This is a genomic window from Bythopirellula sp. (assembly GCF_041737835.1).
Classification (GTDB): Bacteria; Planctomycetota; Planctomycetia; order Pirellulales; family Lacipirellulaceae; genus Bythopirellula.
This window is the reverse complement of record NZ_JBGSQY010000041.1, coordinates 1-20906: the sequence shown is the minus strand read 5'-3', so window position 1 is coordinate 20906 and position 20906 is coordinate 1. Positions and strand designations below refer to the sequence as shown.

Genomic DNA, 20906 nt, shown 5'->3' with positions numbered 1-20906 from the left:
CAGGTGCCGCCCCTCACACCCTCCCCCCTCACCGTTTACCATAAACGCAGGAACCCGCCATTCTCTTTTTCCCTAGACACCGCGAACAATTCATCAGGCCATGCTCCATTCCACCGATCTCCGACCTTTGCTGGCAAATCTAGCAGCGAAACATTTCCACACACTCGTCGCCTTACTTCCTATGCTGTTCTTCATTCAGATTCCGAACCTCGCGCTGCACGCCAAAGAACCAGCCGCAACGCGTGCCACTGCTGACCCATCTTCGCGTGCCACTGCTGGCTTGCCCAGCAGTGCTGTCCCCATCGTGATCGCCCATCGCGGTGCTAGTGGCTATCTCCCCGAACATTCCCTTCCCAGCGTCGCCTACGCCCATGCCCTCGGCGCAGACCTAATCGAACAAGACATCGTTCTCTCCAAGGATCTCGAACCAATCGTCATTCATGACCGCATTCTGGATTATGTCGCCAACGTGGCTGACATCTTTCCGAACCGCAAGCGTAATGACGGCCACTACCATGTTGCTGATTTCACCCTCACCGAACTTCGTCAGCTAAGCGCGCATGAACGGACCAATGGCCACACCGATAAGCTCGCTTATGCCGACCGTTTCCCCGTCGGCGGAGTTCCCTTCGAGATTGCCACACTCGCCGAGCACATCGAATTGATTCAAGGATTGAATCGCTCCACCGGCCGTAACGTCGGCTTACTCGTCGAGCTCAAAGACCCCACCTGGCATCGCGAACAAGGAGGCGACATGAGCCGCATCGTGCTCGACACGCTCGCCAAGTATGGTTACACCTCGCGTGAGGACAACGCGATTATCCAAACTTTCGACGCGTCCGAAGTCGAGCGGCTCCGTAAAGAACTGCACACCGACTTGCGACTTGTGCAATTGATGAACGATCAAACGCTCAAACTCCCCGCCAATGCCACCGAGGAACAACTCAGCGCGGCGCTAGAAAATCTGGCGAGCTATGCCGACGGTGCAGCCCCATCATTGGAAATGGTACTTTCGAGAACTCGTCTGCCAGAAGAATCAAAAGTCACAAACTTCATCGATCTCGCTCACGACGCAGGCCTGACGATCTACTGCTACACATTCCGCACCGAGACCGTCCCACCCCAATTCGCCAGCTTTGGCGAGCTCGTGGAAACCTTCGCCAACGCTGGCGCCGACGGCTTGATCACCGACTTCCCCGATCAAGTCCGCGTGCATCTCCCGGCACAGGTGAAGTAATTCGAGGTCAGTGCTTATTTCTTGATCTCGAATTTCACTTCATCGATCGCTCCCGTAAAAGCAAAGTCCCCGTGGTCTTTGTAGTCGGGGGCGATTGCCGTGATCGAATCGCGCCCCACTTCAAACGGTTCGAGTCCCCCGCTACGAAAACCAACTCGCTTGATTTCGCCTTCGCCGGCTGGCTTGTCGTTTACGAATAATCGCAATGTGCCCCCCTGCTCCATCGGCCCAACCGCCTCATATTCCGTTTTGAGCGTCACTTTGCCCTGAGGAAGTTCAACCGTTCCGTCGATTTGGGAATTTGCGACGTCGAAAAACGTATAGCGAAAATGAGGTTTGCCATCTTTGACATACAGCGTCCAACCACACGAGTATCCACCACAGCAGGCAACCACCCCTTCAGCACCCTCCTCGGGCACATCGATGTTGGCAGTGATCGTGTTCGAGGAAGGAAAAATCAGCGGGCTAACCGGTTCCGGCAATCTCACTTTGTTGCCGTAATAGGTCCAAGATGTTCGTGGTGGACCACTGATTCGATTCCGTGGGTCCATCCGCTCAGCCATGCGTGGATCAAGTGGCAGCACATCATACTTTTTGGCTTCCACGAGAAAGTGCTCCTGCAATTCCTTAAGTTTCTCCGGCTCTTCCGTGGCTAGGTCATTCGCCTGGGCAAAGTCTTCCTCGATATTGTAAAGTTCCCACGGGGCAGCCAGAAAATCTCCTTCTTTGCCCGCGGTTGTCCATGGCAGGCCAAAACGGCTGCAAGCGATCCAGCCATCCCGATAGATAGCCCGATTGGTCATCATTTCAAAATACTGCGCAGTCCGCTTATCCTTGGCATCCGCGCCGTCGAAAGTGTAAAGCATGCTCACCCCCTCGATCGGCTTTTGCTCGATCCCATCAACCTGATCGGGAACGGTGATCTTACAAGCCTCGAGAATGGTCGGCACGACGTCGATGACGTGATGAAACTGATCGCGAATTTCCCCTTGGGCCTTGATCCCCTTGGGCCAATGCACCACCAAGGGATTACGCGTTCCTCCCAAGTGACTGGCCACTTGCTTCGTCCATTGAAACGGCGCGCACATCGCCCACGCCCAACCCACTGGCACATGCGGCTCGCTGGCCGGTCCACCAATCTCGTCAATTCGCTTAATGCTGCTCTGCAGACCCAGCTGAACGCCCATCAAGCTTGCTATCTCGCTAAACGTCCCTTCAAGTCCTCCTTCGGCACTCGCGCCATTGTCGCCGATGATGTAGAAGATGAGGGTGTTGTCGAGTTCGCCGGACTTTTCCAAACTTTCGATCAGTCGGCCGACATGGTAATCCGTGTGCGCCATGTATCCGGCGTAGTTTTCCATGAGCCGTTCGTACACCTGCTTGGCATCCTCGGGCTGGTCCTCCCAAGCTGGGATTTCCTGGGGCCGCGGGGTGAGCTTAGCATCGGCGGGAATCACTCCCAGTTCCTTCTGTTTAGCGAAAGTGAGTTCACGCTGCTGATCCCACCCGTGGTCGAACTGGCCAGTGAACTTTTCCCGCCACTCGGCCGGCACCTGATGGGGGGCATGCACCGCACCCGTGGAGAAATACACAAACCACGGCTTATAGGGATCGGCGGCTCTCACGTTCTGAATCCAATCGATCGTCTCGTCGGTCATATCTTCCGTAAAGTGATACCCCTCTTCATACGTTTTCGGAGCACTGACTGGAGTTGTGTCGCGATACAACGTCGGATGATATTGATCCGCCTCACCTTGGTTGAATCCATAGAAATACTCAAACCCTAAACCGGTCGGCCAACGGTCGAAGGGTCCCGCGGGACTGATTTCCATCTCCGGCGTGTTGTGCCATTTACCGAACATCGCCGTGGCGAAACCGTTGTCATTGAGTGTTTTAGAAACGAGCGCGGTGCTTAACGGCACGATGCCGGTGTACCCCGGATAGCCGGTGCCCATTTCGATGATCACACCGGTCCCACAGCTATGGTGATTGCGCCCAGTTAACAATGCCGCTCGTGAGGGCGAGCAAAGCGCCGTTGTGTGAAAACGGTTGTACTTCAAACCGTTGGCCGCCAGCTTATCAAGATTGGGCGTGGGCACCGGCCCGCCGAAAGTACCGCACATTCCAAAGCCCACGTCATCGAGCAAGATGATCAACACATTGGGAGCCCCCTCGGGAGCTCTCACGGGCCAGGGATAGTCGGGCTTTGAATCTTTGTACGTCTCGCCGATTTGACCTGTAAATTTGGGATCGGGCTGAGGAAGTTGCGTTTGGGAAAAACACGGATCAACAATCGAGAACATCAGAATCGCAAGACACAGAGTAAGTTTCATATTCATCCTCGGTTGGACGAGATCCGCTATGCTAAAGACCAATATTCTTGAATGGGTACTTTTTGAAAGTGGCGCCGTGGGCTTTGAGCTTAGCTGTTACGCTGGCCATCCACGGATCGAGCCGATGACCCGTGAAGGCAAAAGTGGCAATGCTTTATTCAACCCGTAAATCAATAGCATCACGATTCCAACATTAATCGATCAATACGTCCGCTAGGATGCCCACCACACTGATCACGAGAGAGGCCAACACAGCGTTGCCGAAGCCCTTGATCGTCATGCGATCGGTCAGGGCGCCGGTGAACTTCAGCAATATCGCGTTCACAATCAGCCGAGTTATAAACCCCAGCAAAAAGCCAATTCCAAGCGTTGCTAGTCCCAAAAAAACATAGAGCAGCCATCCGAGGAAGAAATTGAGCACACCAAAAATAGCTGCGACGACAACGGCATCCCAAAAGTCGGGAACAGACACACCTGGGATCAACTTAGCGGCAGCGAAAACGCCCAGCGCGAGCACAAGCCAAGCTAATAGAAATTCCATGAATGTTCCAATCTTGTTTATTGATATTGATCACGAGTTCGCACGCAACTTTGTTGTACAGTGTTTGATATCTCAGCTTATCTTGTCCGCAATTGCAATCCCGCCCGTTAAATCCACTGCTGAACTTGACTGCTTGTTGGCCAAGCGTCAAAGTTCACACTCTTAAGTATTCGTCGGACTGCGGAGAATCTTGCGGTGGCCACTTTCACACTTGTGCATGTCATTATCAGCCTTGTCGCACTGGCAAGTGGTTTTGTCGTTGTTGGGGGGATGTTCACGGGACGACTCTTTCACGGTTGGACGGCGCTCTTTCTGGCAACAACTATCGCCACGAATGTCACGGGCTTTGGTTTTCCTTTTGAAAAGTTCCTGCCTTCGCATGGCGTTGCGATTCTTTCATTGATTCTCCTGGCGATTGCCGTCTATGCTTTGTTCGTAAAAAAGCTTGCTGGCAAGTGGCAACTTGTTTACGTGATCACCGCCGTGGCTGCCTTATATTTCAATGCTTTTGTCCTGGTGGCCCAACTCTTCCTGCGTCTGCCGGCTCTACACGAATTGGCGCCAACGCAATCCGAACCCCCGTTCGGCATTACACAACTCCTGGTCCTGCTGGTGTTTCTCTATCTCGGCGTGCTCACGGCCAAAAAATTCAAAGCGGCTTAAGGGCTATGATTACTCAACTGTTTCCGCGATCACACCCACGTACAAAGCACCGTCCGTCTTCCACGGATCGCCGCCGCCGTTGTATCCCGAATCTTTCTTGTGAAAGTCTTTGACAACATATTCTTCCGACAACATTTTTGTGCCGTCCAAACACTTAAACAAATAATCGCGTTCTTTGTCGACGTTCGATGACGTCACGTGCGTGATCTGCCCCGTCGTTCGGCTGAAACCGACCTTCTCGTCATACACGGCCGATCCGATCCATTTGGTGCGCCCATCGCCGTTGAGCTCTGGCGTTTTCCATAAACGCACGTGATGCCGATGCCGCGGGTTGTCGCCCACGGGTTGCTCAAAAGCCAAATCTTCCTTGCGTCCAAACAAATAGAGACTGCTCACAGGCGCTTCTTTATCGGGCCGTGACAGGATCGTATCGGCCCCAATGCGGAGGTCGCTTTCCAATCCCAAAGCCGCGGCGGGATACCACTTAGCCGCTTTCATGATCGCCTTAACTTGCTCCTCGCTGCCTATCAACGCGACGTTGAGCGGATCACCGGGGTGCTTATCGCCGGTCTCTGTGATCCTCGGGTTGTCATCAAACGAAGGATGTAACGACGCGTAATACTCCCAACCCATGGGAATGAGCAAATACGCGGCCAGCAGCCAAACCACAATGGAGCCCACTATCCAGCGCCGAATTCTATGACGGCGCCGTTCGTGTTCCGATTCGATTTTCAGTTCTTCTTCCATTACTCACCTTTTGCCGTTACTGCTTGTGTTGCTTGATGATTTTTTGCCGGCTCGAACGGTTCCATGTGAATGAGCACTTCGCTCGCCGCGGGCAAGGCAACCAAAATTGCTGATTTCACTTTGCCGCTCAGCACGTGCGCATCATGCAAGGATAACTCGGGATCGGCCTGCACATGCAAATCGATCAAATAATCGACGCCAAATTTGCGGACCCGAACTTTTTCGGTCGCCAAAACTCCGGCGACTGAATGTGCAGCGTCGATCACTTTCTCCATAACATGCAAATCGGGCGAACGATCCATCAGTTCGTTGATCGCCATCGACATAAATCGCAAACCGTTGGCCGTGATCACGACCGCTGCCACAATCGCTGCCCAATCGTCGGCCGATTCCCATCCAGGTCCGCCCCAAATCGCCAGTCCAATGCCGATGAACGCGGCCGCCGAAGTGATCGCATCGCTGCGGTGATGCCAGGCGTCGGTCTTCACCGACGTGCTGCCTATGTCGTCGCCGACCTTGAGAACCGTGCGAAACAATAGCTCTTTCACAACAACCACGCCTGCCACTACGGCGAGCGTAAACGGCATCGGCGCATGGTGGGGAGTGATAATCTCGCGGGCGGCAACGACCACGATACTCACCGCCGCTCCGAGCAGCATCATCGCCACCGCGGCCGATGCGAGCGATTCCGCTTTGCCGTGGCCGTAGGGATGCGAATCATCAGCGGGTCGTGCTGCCACTCGCAAACCGCCCCAGACGATCAGCGACGAAAAAATATCGGTCGACGACTCGATCGCATCGGCAATCAGCGCATAGGAATGGCCCACGATGCCAGAAATGAGCTTCACCAGCACGAGCACGGTATTCACGAGCATCCCTGTTTGAGCTGCCTTTATGCCGCGAGCGAGATTCTCCATAATTCCTTACTGGTTGGGATTACGTTTGTGAAGCGTGTCACTATGCCGTGGTTGGGAAGGATACTTGTACTATAGATAGTGTATTTGAGTTCGGAATGCGGAATTAACTGGAGATCAACATATCTTCTCGCACTCAGGTTTGCGAGGTTGGCCAGATTTGCGTGGTTTGCGGGTCTCTAAATGTTGCAAAGCTGATGAGGGAGGACTGTGGAGTTTGTCTATCGTCTACAGTCTTGTAGTCCACGGTCCTCTGAACTTTGTCATCTTGATCAACTTTTGCAACTTGCTCAGGCCTGTGCAGTGAACAAGTTGAAATGGGAAAGGTACGCGCGCTGCGATAAATTCCCCCCGCTTACGCGGGAGGCTCGCCAGATAAAACCATATCACATCCGCACGGCCATTTCATTCTCGAAATTTGGCCACTTACGCTGCGCGCTCGTCTGCGACGCGCTGCGCCTCGCGGCTAACGTGGCCAAAATGAGGTGTTGACGTTATTCGTCACTTATCGCAGCGTCGTTCTTCGCTTCGGCGAGACGCTCTTCGGCGGCTTCTTCGCTTGAATAGATCCCCACGAGCCGTGCGATCAACATGCCCATGAACAACATGCCGGCAATCGCTTCGGTCATCACCAGTACGCGGGCTAAGTTCGACTTGGGCGTGATGTCGTTGTCGTTGATCGGCGCGAGCGTGCCGAAACTGAAGTAGAGCGCCTCGAACTCGCTGATCGCCCTATCTCCCCCTTTTTCTAGCGGAGTGACGATGAACGACTCGGGCGACAGTTCCCACACAAGCTCGTAGGCCATTGACCACACGATGCCCAACATAAGGTAGGTTGCCACCGCAGCGCAGAGGACTTCGGAATTGACCCGCGGGGATCGCATGATGAAAGCAAAGAGGTGATAGATCACGAAAATGGCAAACGCAATCGCGGGGACGAGAGCCATCGTGCGCGTGACGGTTTCCGGCTGGCCGCGATGCAGCCATGTTCCTACGAGGGCTGGTATCACGAGCGCAATCGCCATGCCGAACGAGCGCCGCCGTGCGCCGACCGCGGGGACGGCCGTCAGCAGCACACCGGTCAAGAGTAGGGCTTCGATCGCCTTGCCGTAAGACAACTCAACGACAAACGGAGTCAGCAGGATCAGTAAGACCAGAGCAATCAAAAAGTTGGCGACGGAGAAATGGCGCTTGGCTTTCACAGGGGACAATCCTTGCGGGCAGATAACAGTGGCGAAAGCTTCAATAGTGGCCTAGATCGCCTGATGATGCAAGGAGAGCTGGCTGCGAACAGGAATGGCCCCGGGTGTGTTGAAAGCAGGACTTTCAAATCACCCGGGGCTAAATTTTCAAATATGGGGGATCGCACTTTGCGATTCCGGAGTGGTGGGAGTTTTGGACTTCTCCGCCCGCAGGCCACGCAGCACCACGTAGAAGGCTGGCGTCAGGAACAGGCCGAAGAGCGAGAGCATGTTGAGCGAGGACGTCGAGATGGTGCCGGTCAAATAACAAGGCCGCTCGCTCAATTCTTCATAGCCGATTCTTCGGTGTGTGCGGCGAGCAAATCGCTGAGCAAACTTTTGAGCGTTGCGAATTCGACGGGCTTTACCAAATGGGCATTGAAACCTGCCGCGGCGGATTTCTGGCGGTCGTCGTCTTGTCCCCAACCTGTGAGTGCGATGAGAATCATCGACTCACCCCAGGGCTGCTGACGAATCTTACGAGCGACTTCATAGCCGTTGAGATGCGGTAGCCCAATGTCGAGCAGCACTACCGCGGGCTGAAATGTTTCTGCGGCTTCATAGGCCGCGAGGCCATCATGCGCGGTTTGAATTTCGTGCCCCAGCTTTTTGAGGAGCATCGCCAGTGTGAGCGCGGAATCTTTGTTGTCGTCAACGACCAAGATTCGCTGAGCTGCTGATTGTTTGTCGGCACCGTTGGTTGGTGTTTTCGCAGGCGAGACGGCCACGGCTTCAACCACTGGCAGGCTAACAATGAACTCACTCCCCTGCCCTGGCCCAGCACTCTGCGCGCTAACCATGCCGTTGTGCAATTCGACAAGGCGCTTCACCAGAGTTAAACCGATGCCCAAGCCTCCCGTGGCACGTTCCAGCGAACTGTCGCCCTGAATGAACATGTCGAAGACTTTGGGAAGCATCTCGGCAGAAATCCCGACCCCCGTATCCTTGCAGGAAATCTCCGCCGAGTTTCCTTGCCGCGCAACGGTTACAATGATGCTGCCGCCGGACTGACTGTACTTGCACGCATTGTTGATCAGGTTGCTGAACACTTGCGCAAGTCGCACGTTGTCGCCGTTCACGAACACGGGCTCAGCGGGAACATTGATCGTAAGTTGCTGCCCCGCGGCTTCGATCGCAGGTCGACTCGTTTCAACGGCTTGTTGAATGACCGTCGCGAGATCGACAAGCTCCAAGCGCAAATCGACTTTGCCACGGGTGATGCGGCTGACATCCAGTAAGTCGTCGACAAGGCGGACCATGTGAACGACTTGCCGCTCCATGATCTCGCGGGCTTCGGCCGTGGCTGCGGGATCGCCTTCGGCAACTTTCAAAATTTGCAGGCTATTGCGAATCGGCGCCAGCGGATTGCGTAACTCATGGGCCAGCGTGGCCAGGAACTCATCTTTCTGGCGGTTGGCATCTGACAGGTCCGAAGCCAACTGCCGCAAATTGTCTTCGAGTTGGTGACGTTCCGTAATATCAGCAACCGTACCATCGAAACTTATTAGCTTGCGTCCTGATGCCACCGACCCAAAATTAGCACGGCCTTTGGCAAAAACCCAGCGTATGGCTCCATCGGGATGAATGACGCGGTACTCCGCAACGTACGGAACGGGATTTTCTGGTTGAGTGCTTGCTTCCACGGCACTTCGAATTCTATCGCGGTCGTCGGGATGAATAATTGCAAATGCTTGCTCGTACGAGATATTTACATCCGGGAGTCCAAAGATCGCGCGAAAACGCTCATCCGTGGTTAGAACATTGGCCACTGGATCGATATTCCATGCACCTAATTCACCTGCTTCTAACGCCAAACGACGTTGATCTTCGCTGGCACGCAAGGCTTGCTCGGCTTCGCGTTGCTCGGTGATATCGACCACCACGCCGGGAAGTCGCAAGGCCTTGCCTTCTGAATCTCGTTCCACGCGACCACGAGCAATCACCCAACGCATATTCCCATCGGGATCGATCAGGCGGTATTCCAGTTGCAAGTCGTTGCCCGATTCTAACGCGGCACTAATCGCCTCAGTCAAACGCTGCCGATCTTCAGCAAGAATCGCACGCGAATAGGCTTCGAGCGGACCGCCTGCAGCTTCTTCATCCGATACCCCGAACATACGGGCCAGATTACGGTCGCTGCGAACGACATTATTGACGACGTCGAATTCCCAAGTTCCGATTTCACCGGCGGCAAGTGTCGATTCCAAACGTGAGCGGGCTTCGCGAACGGCTTCTTCGGCACGTTTCGCTTCGCTGATATCCGTGCTCGTGCCAAACCAGCGTGTCACTTGACCGTCTTTACTAACAAGCGGCAAGATACGCGTCAGGAACGGCCGAAAAACACCATCCTTGCTTTTGATGGGAAAAACCATATCGAACGGTTCGCCCGTGAGAATCGAACTCTTCCAACGCTCCAGGACTTTGGGCAGCTCTTGCGGGTCGTGAATCGATTGCCAGCCCCACCCTTGCATTTGTTCGAGTGTCGTGCCGCTATAGTCGTACCAGCGCTGGTTGTACCAAAAGACATCGCCGTTAGGGTGCGCCATAAACGCCATCTGCGGCATGCTGTTGGCTAAGGTTTTGAAATTCTCGGCTTGTTGATTGGAGTAATGCTCAGCATCGATCGCACGTTGCTCGGCAAGCCACATCGCGCCTCCAACGCCGGCGATCGAAAAGCCGATCAACAAGAAGGCAATCAAGCTGATGAGGCTGCTGACTTCGGTGATTTCAAACGAATTGCGGATAGGCAAGAAAAACCACCAGCCCAAAAGGAAGCCGACTACGGTGGCTAAGAATCCCGCACGAGCACCGCCATACCACGTCGCCCCGATAACGGCGAGGATATACAGGGTGAACGGGGCACTCGCTCCCAACCAAGGATCGAGCGCCCAACGGATCAGAGTCGTTGCCGCCATGATGGCGACCGTAAGGGCATACCCCTTCACCGATGAGGGAGGCAGCGTGCGGATGCCAAAATTATTCGGAATGTCAGCCAACGTAAAGCTCGCGATTGCGAAGAGCCACCTGAACACCGTATTGTAGTCGGCTGGCGGTTTGCTTCAAAGGTGAGGGACTGCTCGTCCTCCGGCCAATCCCACCAATCCTGTGGTGAACTACTTTTTCTTCCCGCCATACCATCGCTCAGCAATGCGGTCGAGCTCGATCATCACGGGATCGAGTTCCAGCACGCGTTTGGCAAGCGAGTAGGTCACCTGCGGCGGGACCGTCGGTTCGTAGTGGCGATGAATCCACCCTTCGGCTTCAAGCATCCGCAAGCGGTCGGTGAGGGTCTTCGTGGATATCTTACCCAACCGACGCCTGAGTTCGCCGAAGCGTTTGGGGCCTTCCATGTGCAAGCGGTGGAGCAACAACAATGTCCACGGACTTCCCAATGTCGCCAGCAATTTGGCCAGAGGCTCGTGGGAGTTGTCAACAGGATTCGCTTTACGACTGCTGCGTTTAGCCATGCTTTCTCTCGGCTCACTCGGTTTCCATTAAGAACCTACTTTATAACGTAAACTGCGGCGCGTAAAGTTTTCTATTGCGATCCATCGCGTTACCACCACAAAAACATGACGGAGGAGCCCTTAATGATTCGCTCAGGACTCACCTTATTCTTTTTGATCGCCCTTTCAACGGCGATACCGGCAGATGAACTGGAAAATCTTTGCACGTCGACAGTTGAGACTGGCCACGAACTGGAAGAGTTCGCCGTGGCATGGGAGATTGTCTCCGTCAAACCCGAAGGCGCCACCAAGGAAGCACGTCGACTTATATTCGCGCAAGATGGCACCTATGTGGCGCTAGACAAAGCTGGCAAAGAACTCTGGGGCGGAACGTTTGAGCTGGATCCCTCGGCATCTCCCAAGATCTGGGACCACCGTTCGCTCGAGGCCCAAAAGAAAAATGGCGACGTGCTGGGGATCTACAAAATCGAAGGCGACAAACTCACTGCGTGTTGTGTTGCCGGCGAATGGCAAGGCAAACGTTGGAAGGGTAAGCCTCGTCCGCATGAGTTCAAGCTAGAAGATGCTGACGTCCTGCTCGAACTCCGGCGAGTCCAGCCGCGCGAAAAGTGATGATCCTTTTTTAAACATTTAAAGTATTGGAGTTCCTCATGCCAACTGATCAGCAGTCGCAAGTCTTAGCCGAATTTTCTGGCAAGCGCGTCCTCGTCACCGGGGGGACAAAGGGCATCGGAGCAGCCGTTGTCAAGCGTCTCGCCCGCGGCAGCGCAACGGTTGTCACGACTGCCCGAACTGTTCCGACAGGCGAATCGATTGCTCGGGTCATCGCCGCAGATCTCAGTACTCGCCAGGGGTGTAGCGTCGTCGTGGAGACAGCACTCGAATGGCTCGGAGGAATCGACATTCTCGTCAACTGTGTCGGCGGCTCTTCAGCCCCCAGCGGCGGGGCACTGGCGCTAACCGATGAAGATTGGCAAAACGAGATGGACCTCAATCTCTTTTCCGCCGTTCGTCTCGACCGAGGTCTACTGCCAACCATGCTCGAGCAAGGTCGGGGAGTAATCATCCATGTTTCATCGATCCAGCGGAGCCTGCCATTATTTGAAGCGACAACAGCCTATGCTGCCGCTAAGGCCGCGCTGACGAACTACAGCAAATGCCTTTCCAAAGAAATGAGTCCTCGCGGTATTCGTGTGAACTCGGTGGCTCCTGGATATACCGAAACTGAAGCGGCCATTGAGCTTGTCGAGCGACTCGCAGCTGAAGCGGGCACCGACACGACCGCCGCGCGGACTGCACTCATGGACTCGCTCGGAGGAATCCCCTTGGGCCGTCCAGCACTCCCAGATGAAATCGCGGAACTGATTGCGTTCTTGGCATCAGATCGGGCGTCAGCCATCACAGGCAGCGAGTATGTCATCGACGGTGGGACGATCCCCACGGTCTAATTTTTTATTCATAGAATTCCATTCAGATGATAAAACAAGGAGTATCAATGACAGATAACCTTTCTGGCTTAGCCGACGCCTATGTGCGGACCGTCAATCAGGGCGATGCCGCCGGATTTCTTGAACTCTTTGCCGACGACGCGGTGGTCGAAGATGCCGGCCGAGAAATCCGTGGCCTTGACGCGATTAGTAAGTGGAGTACCACCGACATCTTTGCCTTGAATGTGAGATTGGAAGTGATCGACAAATCGGACGAGGCGGGCGAAATCGTGCTGACGGCGAAGGTCGACGGAGATTTCGACCGCACGGGCTTGCCTGATCCCTTGAACATCGTGCATACGTTTCGTGTCGCGAATGACAAGATCGGGTCGCTGACTTGCAGGCTCGGATAGGGGAATGACGAGCAGGATACTGCTAAGGTAAGATAGGTCCATTCTGATTTTCCATTCTTGTCGGAAAGGACTTCATCATGACTCGCCGTTACTTGCAAGTTGCCGTGTTGCTGCTGTTGCCAATTAATATCGCCGTGGCCGAAGACTCGGGCACGATGAGTTTGTTCAATGGCAAGGATCTCACGGGCTGGCATGTTGATGTTCCGGAAATGGATAAGGACCCGCAGGCCAAGAACCCATTCATTGTGCGGGATGGGATGCTAGTGAGCCTCGGCACGCCGGGGGGCCACCTGATCACCGATAAGGAGTACAAAAACTATCGCTTGGAGATCGATTACCGCTTTGTCGACAAGCCGGGGAATTGTGGCGTGCTGGTGCATTCGTCGAAGCCCCGCGCGCTGTACGACATGTTTCCGCAATCGCTCGAAGTACAAATGGCCTCGGGCGATGCCGGCGACTTCTGGTGCATTCGCGAGGACATCACGGTACCCGACATGGAAGTGCGCCGCGGGCCCAAAGAAAACTGGGGGACCGACGGCGACAAGCTGCGGCGAATCAAAAATCTGACCGACGATGCCGAAAATCCCGTTGGCGAATGGAACAGCATGATCATTGAATGCCAAGGCGACACGATCAAAGTCTTCATGAACGACGAACTTGTTAACGATGGAACCGACTGCACGGCAAGCAAAGGTCAGATCGCGATCCAAGCCGAGGGGACGGAGGTCGAGTTCAGCAAGATTGAGTTGACGGAGTTATAGTAAGAAAGAAAAATCGCCATGCATTTCAAACTTGGTGCTTATCAGTCGCCGGTAGGCGAAATTCTGCTGGTCACCGATGACGACGGCGCACTCCGGGCGCTTGATTTCGCCGACTATGAATCGCGGATGCATCAGTTGCTCGGCAATCACTACGGAAAGTATGAGTTGCAGCAAGGTTCCGCCCTGCCCGACATCGTCATGTCGCTCGACGCTTATTTTGCTGGCGATTTCCAAGCCCTTAATTCGATTCGCGTTGTCACGGGCGGGACACCATTTCAGCGTGCCGTGTGGGAAGCACTGCGCATGATTGCTCCGGGAACCACAAAGAGTTATGGACAACTCGCCGCTGAAGTAGGCCGTCCGCAAGCAAGTCGTGCCGTTGGTGCAGCCAATGGAGCGAATCCGATTGGGATTGTTGTTCCGTGTCATCGCGTGATCGGCGCCGGCGGTGCGCTCACGGGTTATGGCGGCGGGTTGGCGCGGAAACAATGGCTGCTCGAGCATGAGGGCTGCGCGGTGTTGGTTTGATTTTGGGCGGAACGCCATTGATTCCCGGTCGGGACGCCTCGGAAAACCATGATCGACCGGTTTAAATCGTGACGCCGAGGGCGGCGAGATCGGCGGTCAACTGTTCGGGCGATTGGAATTGAATCGCGTTGATCCCCAGTTCCGCGGCGCGCTCGACGTTGAGCGCCCGATCATCGATAAACACGCATTCGCTGGGGCTGCGCTGACTGAGGTTCAACGCGAGTCGATAAATCGCCACCTCGGGCTTTCGCAAACCGACGACGCAGGAACTGGCAAAGAAGCTGAAATAATCGCGCAGGTGAAATTGTTCGATGCGATAAACATTCAACTCCAGGGCTTCATTATTGAGCGCGGCCATCAAATAGCGGCCACTTTGGGCGAGCTGGCGCAAGATCTCTAATGCACCGCCCGGCAAAACTTCGGAGCCGTTAAACATAAAAGCTTTGAAGTCGTCGCGTAAGAAATCTCGCTCGCGATAAAAAACCGTGCAGTCGAGATAACTATCAAGCGTCACACGACCCGTTTCAAACGCGTGAAAGATCAGATCGTGGCGTTCGCGAAACTCATCCCAGTTCAAGCCGAACTGTTGGGCCGCACTGTTACGTAGTTCGTGATCCCAGCCATTGGTTAGCAGCACACCGCCGACGTCCCAAAAGAGTGTTGAAATTTTGGTCATCGCTGCTCACTTGTGACGAGATTCGATGGCCAACACTTTGCCAAGCCGCCGGCGATGGCGTTCTTCGTTGGTGAAATTCGCCGCTAGGAAAGCTTTGACAAGCTCGCGCGCGAGTTCGTTTCCAATGATTCTTGCTCCCAGCACAAGGACGTTGGCATCGTCGTGCTCGACCCCCTGATGGGCCGAATAGGTATCGTGGCAAAGACCTGCGCGAATACCGGGAATTTTGTTCGCGGCGACTGAGGCGCCGACGCCGCTGCCGCAGAGCAGGATGCCCCGTTCAGCCCGGCCATCGAGCACGGCCTGGCATAGTGCATCGGCAATGTCGGGATAGTCCACCGGCGATTCGTCGCAGGTGCCGACGTCTTCGACTTCGTGGCCCAACTCAGCAACAAAGGGAACGAGCAAGCTCTTAAGAGCAAAGGCCGCGTGGTCTGATCCCAAAACGACTCGCATGGCTATCCCACGGGCATCGAGAATGCCCGGTCGCTCTGGCCGGGCAAAAGAAGAAAAAGCGGAGGGCATGGGATTCGAACCCACAATCCATTACTGGACACTTGATTTCGAGTCAAGCCGCTGGCCAATTCGCTTACCCTCCAGCGTGATACGGAACGTATTAATTTACTGACTCTGGGCCGTTCGGGCAATGATCGGTCAAATCCAATTCGCGCTGAAAATCCCGGGGTTTGAACCACAATGTCACAAAGGGCACTAAGAGAAACTCGCGCTCGAAGCCTCTCTTTCGTCATTTATCGTTCGCGTCCTTTGTGTCTTCGTGGTAGATCACTTGGTGACTCTGCGGGTGTCTCCTGCTGGTCCAGTTATGCGGGTTTCGCCCCCTATGCCAGGAATGCACTCCCCCGACAAAAAAGCGCAGCTGCTAGCACGCCAAGTCGATAACTGCACTATCCTGATTCCCTCCAGCTTTCGATTGAGAAAACTTATGGCGGTTGAAAAAACTTTCCGCATTATCACGCGCGGCAAGAATGGTGAACTGCGGACCCGCGATTACAGCCACGAAGACGCCGTGCTGAAAATGCACACCCAGATTGGCATCGACGATTGCAGCACGGACTTGAGTTTGCGGGGTATGCCGGTTTTTCGGGGACTGATTGGCCCGATGCCGGAAAGCAAGGGAGTGGTTCGCTACGAATCGCCTGAAGTCTTTGAAACTTTGACCAAGGAATGGAGTTCCACTACGTCGGGCAGACGTTCACGACGTCGATCGACCGCCGAATGACCCGCACCGGAAATCCTCACTGAGTCTCGCAATCGAACGCACAAAAAATTAAGGAGCCAAGCCCCCCCGGGATTGGCTCCTTTTTTCGTAGCGATGGCTTCCAGCCGTTGCTCGGATCTCTTTGGCGGCTGGAAGCCACCACTACTTTTTACCGATAGCCTGAACCGTTGTTTGGCAGATTCGACCAACCGGAACTTTGCTTGGGTGGATCGGCTTGCAACATTTGGCCACCGTAGCTGGGTTGCCCACCGGACCAATCATTCGCTGGTCGTGTCGCCACGGAAGCGGCCGGCATAGTGTAAGCCTGCTGTCCGTAGCCGGTGCTCGGTTGTGTTGGCGGGTAAGTCGGCAATTGCGTAGCTTGAACAGGATAATTCGCAGCCGGTTGTTGGCTGGCAATAGCGTTGTTCGATTGCGTGAGCGGCTGGAGGCTGGCCGGGGCCGCAGTCGTGGGTTGCGTCGATGCGAATGTCTTGCCTGTCTCGCCGCCGGTCAAAGCCACTCGGGTGACGATCTCGCGTTCGCCCATTCGATATTCCGTCACCGGAACTTGCACGGTCTTGGTTTCTGTGACCCATTCGGTTTTACTGACTGGGATCTGCACGTCGACCACTTGCTCTTGATAACGCGTGACGAGCTGTGTTTCGTAGGTGTAATATGGCTCTTCAAACGGGTTCCAGCGATTCTGCAAGACGGGCACGACTTCGTACTGGGTGAACGGCACACTGTAGACTTGCTTATGAGTGATCGTCTCGGTGCTGACTTTGGGTGTGTGAACCGTTTGCTGGCGATCCTGCATCACGGTCACTGGCATCTGAGTTTTGACAACGTGGCGCGTGACCTGATGCTTCACGCCGTTGATCATTTCTTCGGTAACTTGCGGTCCCCCCGGAGTCGGCGTCACGGGCTGAGCCGGCGTGAGTTGAGCGTGCGCGGACGCGCAGCAACAAACCGCCATAAGAGCAGCGACGTAGAATCGTCGGCGAACAAGCATGTCACATCCCTGGTGAGCACTTCCTGAGGAACAGCGGCGAGACGATCCCTGTCTCGTTTGTGGAAAGCTATTCCTGCAAAAGTTATCGGCCTCAAGGGGCGGCCTTCATCAGCCGACATCGCGCGATGAAATGCTGTTTCGCTAGCAGTGGCAAAAAACTCCCGGAAAACACGCTTCCTGCCTGCTAGCAGGGCGCTCTGCCAAAATTTAGAATGGAGGGACTGTTGCCATCAAACACCTGCTGCCTGCGAACGAGAGACAACGTTGATCGATCCCCTTACTCTTCAAATCTTGCGCTGCCCGCAGGATCACTCGGAATTGAAACTCGCCGACTCGGCCTTGATCACCCGCCTCAATGGTGAGATTAAGACGGGGAGCTTGACGACCGTCGGCGGTCAACAACTCAAGAAGTCGCTCGATGGCGGCATGGTCCGCGCGGCGGGCGACCTGATGTATCCGATCGTCGGCGGCATTCCCGTGATGCTCGCCGATGAGGCCATCGATATCACGCGCTTTCGCGAGACCAACGGTGCCGTATGAGCAAAACGATCTTTCAAAAAATTGCCGATCGCGAAATACCTGCGGACATCGTCTTTGAAGATGACAAGTGTGTAGCCTTTCGCGATGTGTCGCCCAAGGCCCCCACGCACGTGCTGGTGATTCCACGCGAGCCGATTCCCTCGCTGGAACAACTCTCTGAAAAAGACGAAGCGTTGCTCGGCCATATGTGGATGGTCATTCCGAAAGTCGCCCGCGAACTGGGTGTGGCCGAGGGTGGCTATCGCGTTGTCGTCAATTGCGGCAAGGACGGCGGACAATCAGTCGATCACTTGCACTTTCATATCCTGGGTGGACGGCAGTTGGATTGGCCACCGGGTTGAACATGTTCTAGCCGGAGGGCAAAGCAATCCGGGCATAGCGTGGCGAACCGACTACTACCACACGCCCGCTTCGACAAGTTGCTTGGTAACCGTCCCCGCCCAATTCTTATTTGCGGCGGGACTCGCGGGGCTCGGGTGCAAGATGCGGGTCACTTGAATTGATTCATCATCAATGACGCGTTGAAATGCTTGCTCGGCATACGCGCCGACACCCACCGCTATCTTGGGTTGCACGGCCTTAATCAATCCCGCCAAGTGCTGATCGCAAATCGCTTGAATCGCTGCGCGCTCGGTGGGCTTCAATTTGTCGGGGGTGCGATTGCGCCCGCTTTCTTCCATGAATACCAGCGGGCAATAATTCGTGACGAAGTGGCGCTGGAAAAACTTCTGCGGCGTTTTGAACCGTTCACGAAACAATCCCCACAAGCGTTCGCCTGAAACTTCCGCCCGCGCACACGCTAAGCCTTCGATGGGTCGCTTGGGGTGCATATTCGCGGACTGATCGATCTTGGCGTCGATGCCAAGCCAATCACGCACCGTGGGGACATGTCCGAACGGCACGCCCGTTTGCGCCATCCCCCACGGCCCTGGGTTCATCCCCAAGAAAACGACTTCGGCCCCAGCGGGGTTCATCATTTCCAGATACTGCTTGTGGGCCCGCCACGCATAATCGAGCGGATTATAAACATGAGTCACCGGAGGGGCGAAGCGGAGCGTGTCGACTTCTTTGGCCAACTTTTTCGCGGCGGAAATGGCTTTGTTGATCGCTGTCATTCGGTTCTTATAAGTTCTCGCCTCGTGGTGGCGTTGATTGCGAGCCGAGCCGTCGAGCGGTACAATGCTAGGCCAAGCAACGTCGCGAACCTCGCAGGGCGCGACGATCTCTGAAATGAAGGATTGCCAAAACGTAGGATTGTATGGCGCGGCAGCATTTCTCCAAGGCCCGCCTTACAATTTAGAACGAATGTCCCCGTGGCGCAATTGGATAGCGCGTCGGCCTCCGAAGCCGAAGGTTAGTGGTTCGAACCCACTCGGGGATACTCTTGCAGCGAAACAACTTACGACGTTTTGTTTGCTTGACTTTTTCCGCTGTGCACTGAATTATGCACTGAATCAAGAGGCCTCCCGCCCGCTGTAACGGGCGGGAGGCTATGAGCGACCTTTCGGTCAACCCTGCTGTGTGTTGGTTTTCCATCACTTGGGTTTTTGATCGGGAGGTCGTTTTATTATGGGACGTACAGTTGAGGGTCCGTGGTATCGCAACAGCACTAGCTGCTATATGTGCACAATCGCAGGGAAGCAGTTCAAACTTCTTAAGGCTAAGGAAAATCCCAAGAACAAGAAGCTCGCCTGGCAAAAGTATCATGAGATGATGCTGACAGCCGTGGATGCCCCTGGCACGCTCGATATGACCGTGTTGTCGGTGAGCGAACATTTCTTGGATTGGGCCTCTGACAATCTCAACCCTCGCACCTACAAGGATCATAAATGGTTCCATCAACGCTTTTGCGAGCATTGCGGAAACCTCAAAGTGAATGACCTCAAGGTTTTTCATGTGACACAGTGGCTCAAGAAGGAGACCACCTGGAAGGAAACGACCTGCTACAACGCCAGAAGGTCGGTCAAGCGAGCCTTTAAGTGGGCTGTCGATGAAGAAATTTTGCAGAACAGTCCATTGGCGAAATTGAAAGTCGGCCGAGGACTTTCCAGGTCCGACTATATGTCGCAAGAGACTTATATTGCCTTGCGTCGTGCCGCTTGTCGCCCCATGAAAATCTTCCTCTTTGCCCTGTGGCAGACGGGTGCCAGACCTGGTGAACTTTGCGATTTGACTTGGGACAATGTTTTGGACACGCATTTTTGTCTCAAGCAACACAAAACCTGCAAAGTCACTCGCAAGCCGAGAATCATTTTTCTTACTGAGCCGATGCAACGCTTGACTGGGTTTTTGAAAAAGTCGCGGGGCGATTCCAAATTCGTGTTCCTCAATACCCGTCGGCAAAAATGGACTGCCAACTCGGCTCAGTCCAATCTTCGTCGCCTCGCCAAGAAACTTGACATCAAGGCCGCCGCTTATCCGTACGCCACGCGGCATGCTTTTGGTACGGGGGCTCTTGAGCAAGGCATTGATGTCGTCACGGTGGCCCAGCTCATGGGACACTCCAGCGTGGACATGCTGAACCGTGTTTACGCCCACTTGTCCAATCAGCACTTGGCCAAAGCTGCCAATGATTTCAGCCGACGGCGAATGACCGGCAGTTGACACGAAACCTTTTTGAGCAACACACTTTGAGATGGTCATCGATCCGAATCCTCCGCTGGGGGATTCGGATTATTTTTTTGCCAAGCCGCCCGGAGCTTTTGCTCGTCAAGATGTTTGGGCCGTTGCTTTTGAGCGGGACGAGGCTTCGTATCACCTTGTATAGGACGAGGCTTGATAACTGAATCCCGCTTGAATTGCTCAATGGACTCGCTCGAGATCCGAATAGGCCCGTTGGTTCCACCGTACTGCAGAGCCTGAAGTACTCCCTCGCGGCACCGGTTACGTACCCAGCTCTCGCTCATGTTAAGCCGGATCGCTGCCTGCTTAATCGTCTGGGGCGGTAGAGAATCTGAATTCGCCTCGCTAGCTTCGAGCGAAGGATGGCTGCTTGGAGATTTTCGATTTCGCCTGGGTAGAGAATCAGACGGTTCATTGTGACTTGTGCGATAGCCCAGGACTTTCGGACAGTGGCGGGAGCCGGAATAATGGTTCTCGAAGGAGGTCCGATAGATGGACATACAAGCGAAGCAACAGCGGCCGACGTACAGCGATGAGTTTAAGCGAGATGCGGTGCGTCTGG

The 20906-nt window shown here is 54.7% G+C and carries 23 protein-coding genes and 2 tRNA genes; 12 read left to right on the top strand and 13 right to left on the bottom strand.

Annotated features, from left to right (window positions below; all coding sequences use genetic code 11):
- The first annotated feature begins 181 nt into the window (after positions 1-181).
- The gene (gene glpQ / locus AC6T8Q_RS13870) at positions 182-1237 is read left to right on the top strand and encodes a glycerophosphodiester phosphodiesterase (protein ID WP_500679643.1); all 1056 of its coding nucleotides are present in this window, start codon (positions 182-184) and stop codon (positions 1235-1237) included.
- A gap of 14 nt (positions 1238-1251) precedes the next feature.
- Here the strand turns inward: glpQ and AC6T8Q_RS13865 are convergent, their stop codons facing one another.
- Together AC6T8Q_RS13865 and AC6T8Q_RS13860 are read right to left on the bottom strand one after the other, a co-directional pair.
- Positions 1252-3570 (bottom strand): arylsulfatase, encoded by a 2319-nt coding sequence (locus tag AC6T8Q_RS13865; RefSeq protein ID WP_500679642.1) that lies wholly within the window; start codon positions 3568-3570, stop codon positions 1252-1254.
- Between the two features lie 193 nt (positions 3571-3763).
- Positions 3764-4111: a phage holin family protein gene (locus tag AC6T8Q_RS13860; RefSeq protein WP_500679641.1), complete on the bottom strand. Its 348-nt coding sequence runs from the start codon at positions 4109-4111 to the stop codon at positions 3764-3766.
- Positions 4112-4306: 195 nt separating this feature from the next.
- Between AC6T8Q_RS13860 and AC6T8Q_RS13855 the strand changes: the two genes are divergently transcribed.
- Positions 4307-4774, top strand: a complete 468-nt coding sequence (locus tag AC6T8Q_RS13855; protein WP_500679640.1) for a hypothetical protein — start codon at positions 4307-4309, stop codon at positions 4772-4774.
- Positions 4775-4783: 9 nt separating this feature from the next.
- On the opposite strand, the gene AC6T8Q_RS13850 is transcribed toward AC6T8Q_RS13855, so the two are convergent.
- The 6 genes from AC6T8Q_RS13850 to AC6T8Q_RS13825 all read right to left on the bottom strand — a co-directional run bounded on the left by AC6T8Q_RS13850 (position 4784) and on the right by AC6T8Q_RS13825 (position 11143).
- On the bottom strand, positions 4784-5455 hold the full coding sequence (locus tag AC6T8Q_RS13850) for an LssY C-terminal domain-containing protein (RefSeq protein ID WP_500679639.1): 672 nt from the start codon (positions 5453-5455) through the stop codon (positions 4784-4786).
- 65 nt (positions 5456-5520) lie between these two features.
- The gene (locus tag AC6T8Q_RS13845) at positions 5521-6438 is read right to left on the bottom strand and encodes a cation diffusion facilitator family transporter (protein ID WP_500679638.1); all 918 of its coding nucleotides are present in this window, start codon (positions 6436-6438) and stop codon (positions 5521-5523) included.
- Positions 6439-6929: 491 nt separating this feature from the next.
- Positions 6930-7637 carry an ion channel gene (locus AC6T8Q_RS13840; RefSeq protein ID WP_500679637.1) on the bottom strand — a complete coding sequence of 236 codons (708 nt, stop codon included), beginning with the start codon at positions 7635-7637 and terminating at the stop codon, positions 6930-6932.
- A 147-nt stretch (positions 7638-7784) separates the two neighbouring features.
- Complete coding sequence (locus AC6T8Q_RS13835; protein WP_500679636.1) at positions 7785-7940, bottom strand: hypothetical protein; 156 nt, start codon at positions 7938-7940, stop codon at positions 7785-7787.
- Between the two features lie 17 nt (positions 7941-7957).
- Positions 7958-10672, bottom strand: a complete 2715-nt coding sequence (locus AC6T8Q_RS13830; RefSeq protein ID WP_500679635.1) for a PAS domain-containing protein — start codon at positions 10670-10672, stop codon at positions 7958-7960.
- A gap of 117 nt (positions 10673-10789) precedes the next feature.
- Entirely contained in the window at positions 10790-11143 is a 354-nt protein-coding gene (locus AC6T8Q_RS13825) for a winged helix-turn-helix transcriptional regulator (protein ID WP_500679634.1), read from the bottom strand.
- 123 nt (positions 11144-11266) lie between these two features.
- Between AC6T8Q_RS13825 and AC6T8Q_RS13820 the strand changes: the two genes are divergently transcribed.
- The 5 genes from AC6T8Q_RS13820 (at position 11267) to AC6T8Q_RS13800 (ending at position 14272) form a co-directional block, all read left to right on the top strand.
- Complete coding sequence (locus tag AC6T8Q_RS13820; RefSeq protein ID WP_500679633.1) at positions 11267-11755, top strand: TIGR03067 domain-containing protein; 489 nt, start codon at positions 11267-11269, stop codon at positions 11753-11755.
- A gap of 38 nt (positions 11756-11793) precedes the next feature.
- Entirely contained in the window at positions 11794-12591 is a 798-nt protein-coding gene (locus tag AC6T8Q_RS13815; RefSeq protein WP_500679632.1) for an SDR family oxidoreductase, read from the top strand.
- A gap of 47 nt (positions 12592-12638) precedes the next feature.
- Complete coding sequence (locus AC6T8Q_RS13810) at positions 12639-12983, top strand: nuclear transport factor 2 family protein (RefSeq protein ID WP_500679631.1); 345 nt, start codon at positions 12639-12641, stop codon at positions 12981-12983.
- 77 nt (positions 12984-13060) lie between these two features.
- On the top strand, positions 13061-13744 hold the full coding sequence (locus tag AC6T8Q_RS13805) for a 3-keto-disaccharide hydrolase (protein ID WP_500679630.1): 684 nt from the start codon (positions 13061-13063) through the stop codon (positions 13742-13744).
- A gap of 18 nt (positions 13745-13762) precedes the next feature.
- Positions 13763-14272 carry a methylated-DNA--[protein]-cysteine S-methyltransferase gene (locus AC6T8Q_RS13800; protein WP_500679629.1) on the top strand — a complete coding sequence of 170 codons (510 nt, stop codon included), beginning with the start codon at positions 13763-13765 and terminating at the stop codon, positions 14270-14272.
- 61 nt (positions 14273-14333) lie between these two features.
- Here AC6T8Q_RS13800 and AC6T8Q_RS13795 read toward each other — a convergent pair whose 3' ends face one another.
- The 3 genes from AC6T8Q_RS13795 to AC6T8Q_RS13785 form a co-directional block, all read right to left on the bottom strand.
- Entirely contained in the window at positions 14334-14948 is a 615-nt protein-coding gene (locus tag AC6T8Q_RS13795) for an HAD family hydrolase (protein WP_500679628.1), read from the bottom strand.
- 6 nt (positions 14949-14954) lie between these two features.
- Positions 14955-15473 (bottom strand): ribose 5-phosphate isomerase B, encoded by a 519-nt coding sequence (rpiB, locus tag AC6T8Q_RS13790; protein ID WP_500679627.1) that lies wholly within the window; start codon positions 15471-15473, stop codon positions 14955-14957.
- Positions 15464-15546, bottom strand: a tRNA-Ser gene (locus AC6T8Q_RS13785). Before AC6T8Q_RS13785 ends, rpiB begins: the two co-directional genes overlap by 10 nt.
- 345 nt (positions 15547-15891) lie before the next feature.
- On the opposite strand from AC6T8Q_RS13785, the gene AC6T8Q_RS13780 reads away from it, so the two are divergent.
- Positions 15892-16188 (top strand): hypothetical protein, encoded by a 297-nt coding sequence (locus AC6T8Q_RS13780; protein WP_496921400.1) that lies wholly within the window; start codon positions 15892-15894, stop codon positions 16186-16188.
- Between the two features lie 148 nt (positions 16189-16336).
- On the opposite strand, the gene AC6T8Q_RS13775 is transcribed toward AC6T8Q_RS13780, so the two are convergent.
- Positions 16337-17182 carry a hypothetical protein gene (locus tag AC6T8Q_RS13775; protein WP_500679626.1) on the bottom strand — a complete coding sequence of 282 codons (846 nt, stop codon included), beginning with the start codon at positions 17180-17182 and terminating at the stop codon, positions 16337-16339.
- Between the two features lie 264 nt (positions 17183-17446).
- Between AC6T8Q_RS13775 and AC6T8Q_RS13770 the strand changes: the two genes are divergently transcribed.
- Positions 17447-17722 (top strand): Trm112 family protein, encoded by a 276-nt coding sequence (locus AC6T8Q_RS13770; RefSeq protein WP_496921398.1) that lies wholly within the window; start codon positions 17447-17449, stop codon positions 17720-17722.
- Entirely contained in the window at positions 17719-18063 is a 345-nt protein-coding gene (locus AC6T8Q_RS13765; protein WP_500679625.1) for a histidine triad nucleotide-binding protein, read from the top strand. Before AC6T8Q_RS13770 ends, AC6T8Q_RS13765 begins: the two co-directional genes overlap by 4 nt.
- A gap of 54 nt (positions 18064-18117) precedes the next feature.
- Here AC6T8Q_RS13765 and AC6T8Q_RS13760 read toward each other — a convergent pair whose 3' ends face one another.
- Positions 18118-18837 carry a uracil-DNA glycosylase family protein gene (locus AC6T8Q_RS13760; protein WP_500679624.1) on the bottom strand — a complete coding sequence of 240 codons (720 nt, stop codon included), beginning with the start codon at positions 18835-18837 and terminating at the stop codon, positions 18118-18120.
- A 192-nt stretch (positions 18838-19029) separates the two neighbouring features.
- Here AC6T8Q_RS13760 and AC6T8Q_RS13755 point away from each other — a divergent pair.
- Together AC6T8Q_RS13755 and AC6T8Q_RS13750 are read left to right on the top strand one after the other, a co-directional pair.
- Positions 19030-19103, top strand: a tRNA-Arg gene (locus AC6T8Q_RS13755).
- Between the two features lie 188 nt (positions 19104-19291).
- Positions 19292-20326, top strand: a complete 1035-nt coding sequence (locus tag AC6T8Q_RS13750; RefSeq protein ID WP_500679623.1) for a tyrosine-type recombinase/integrase — start codon at positions 19292-19294, stop codon at positions 20324-20326.
- The last annotated feature ends 580 nt before the right edge of the window (positions 20327-20906 follow it).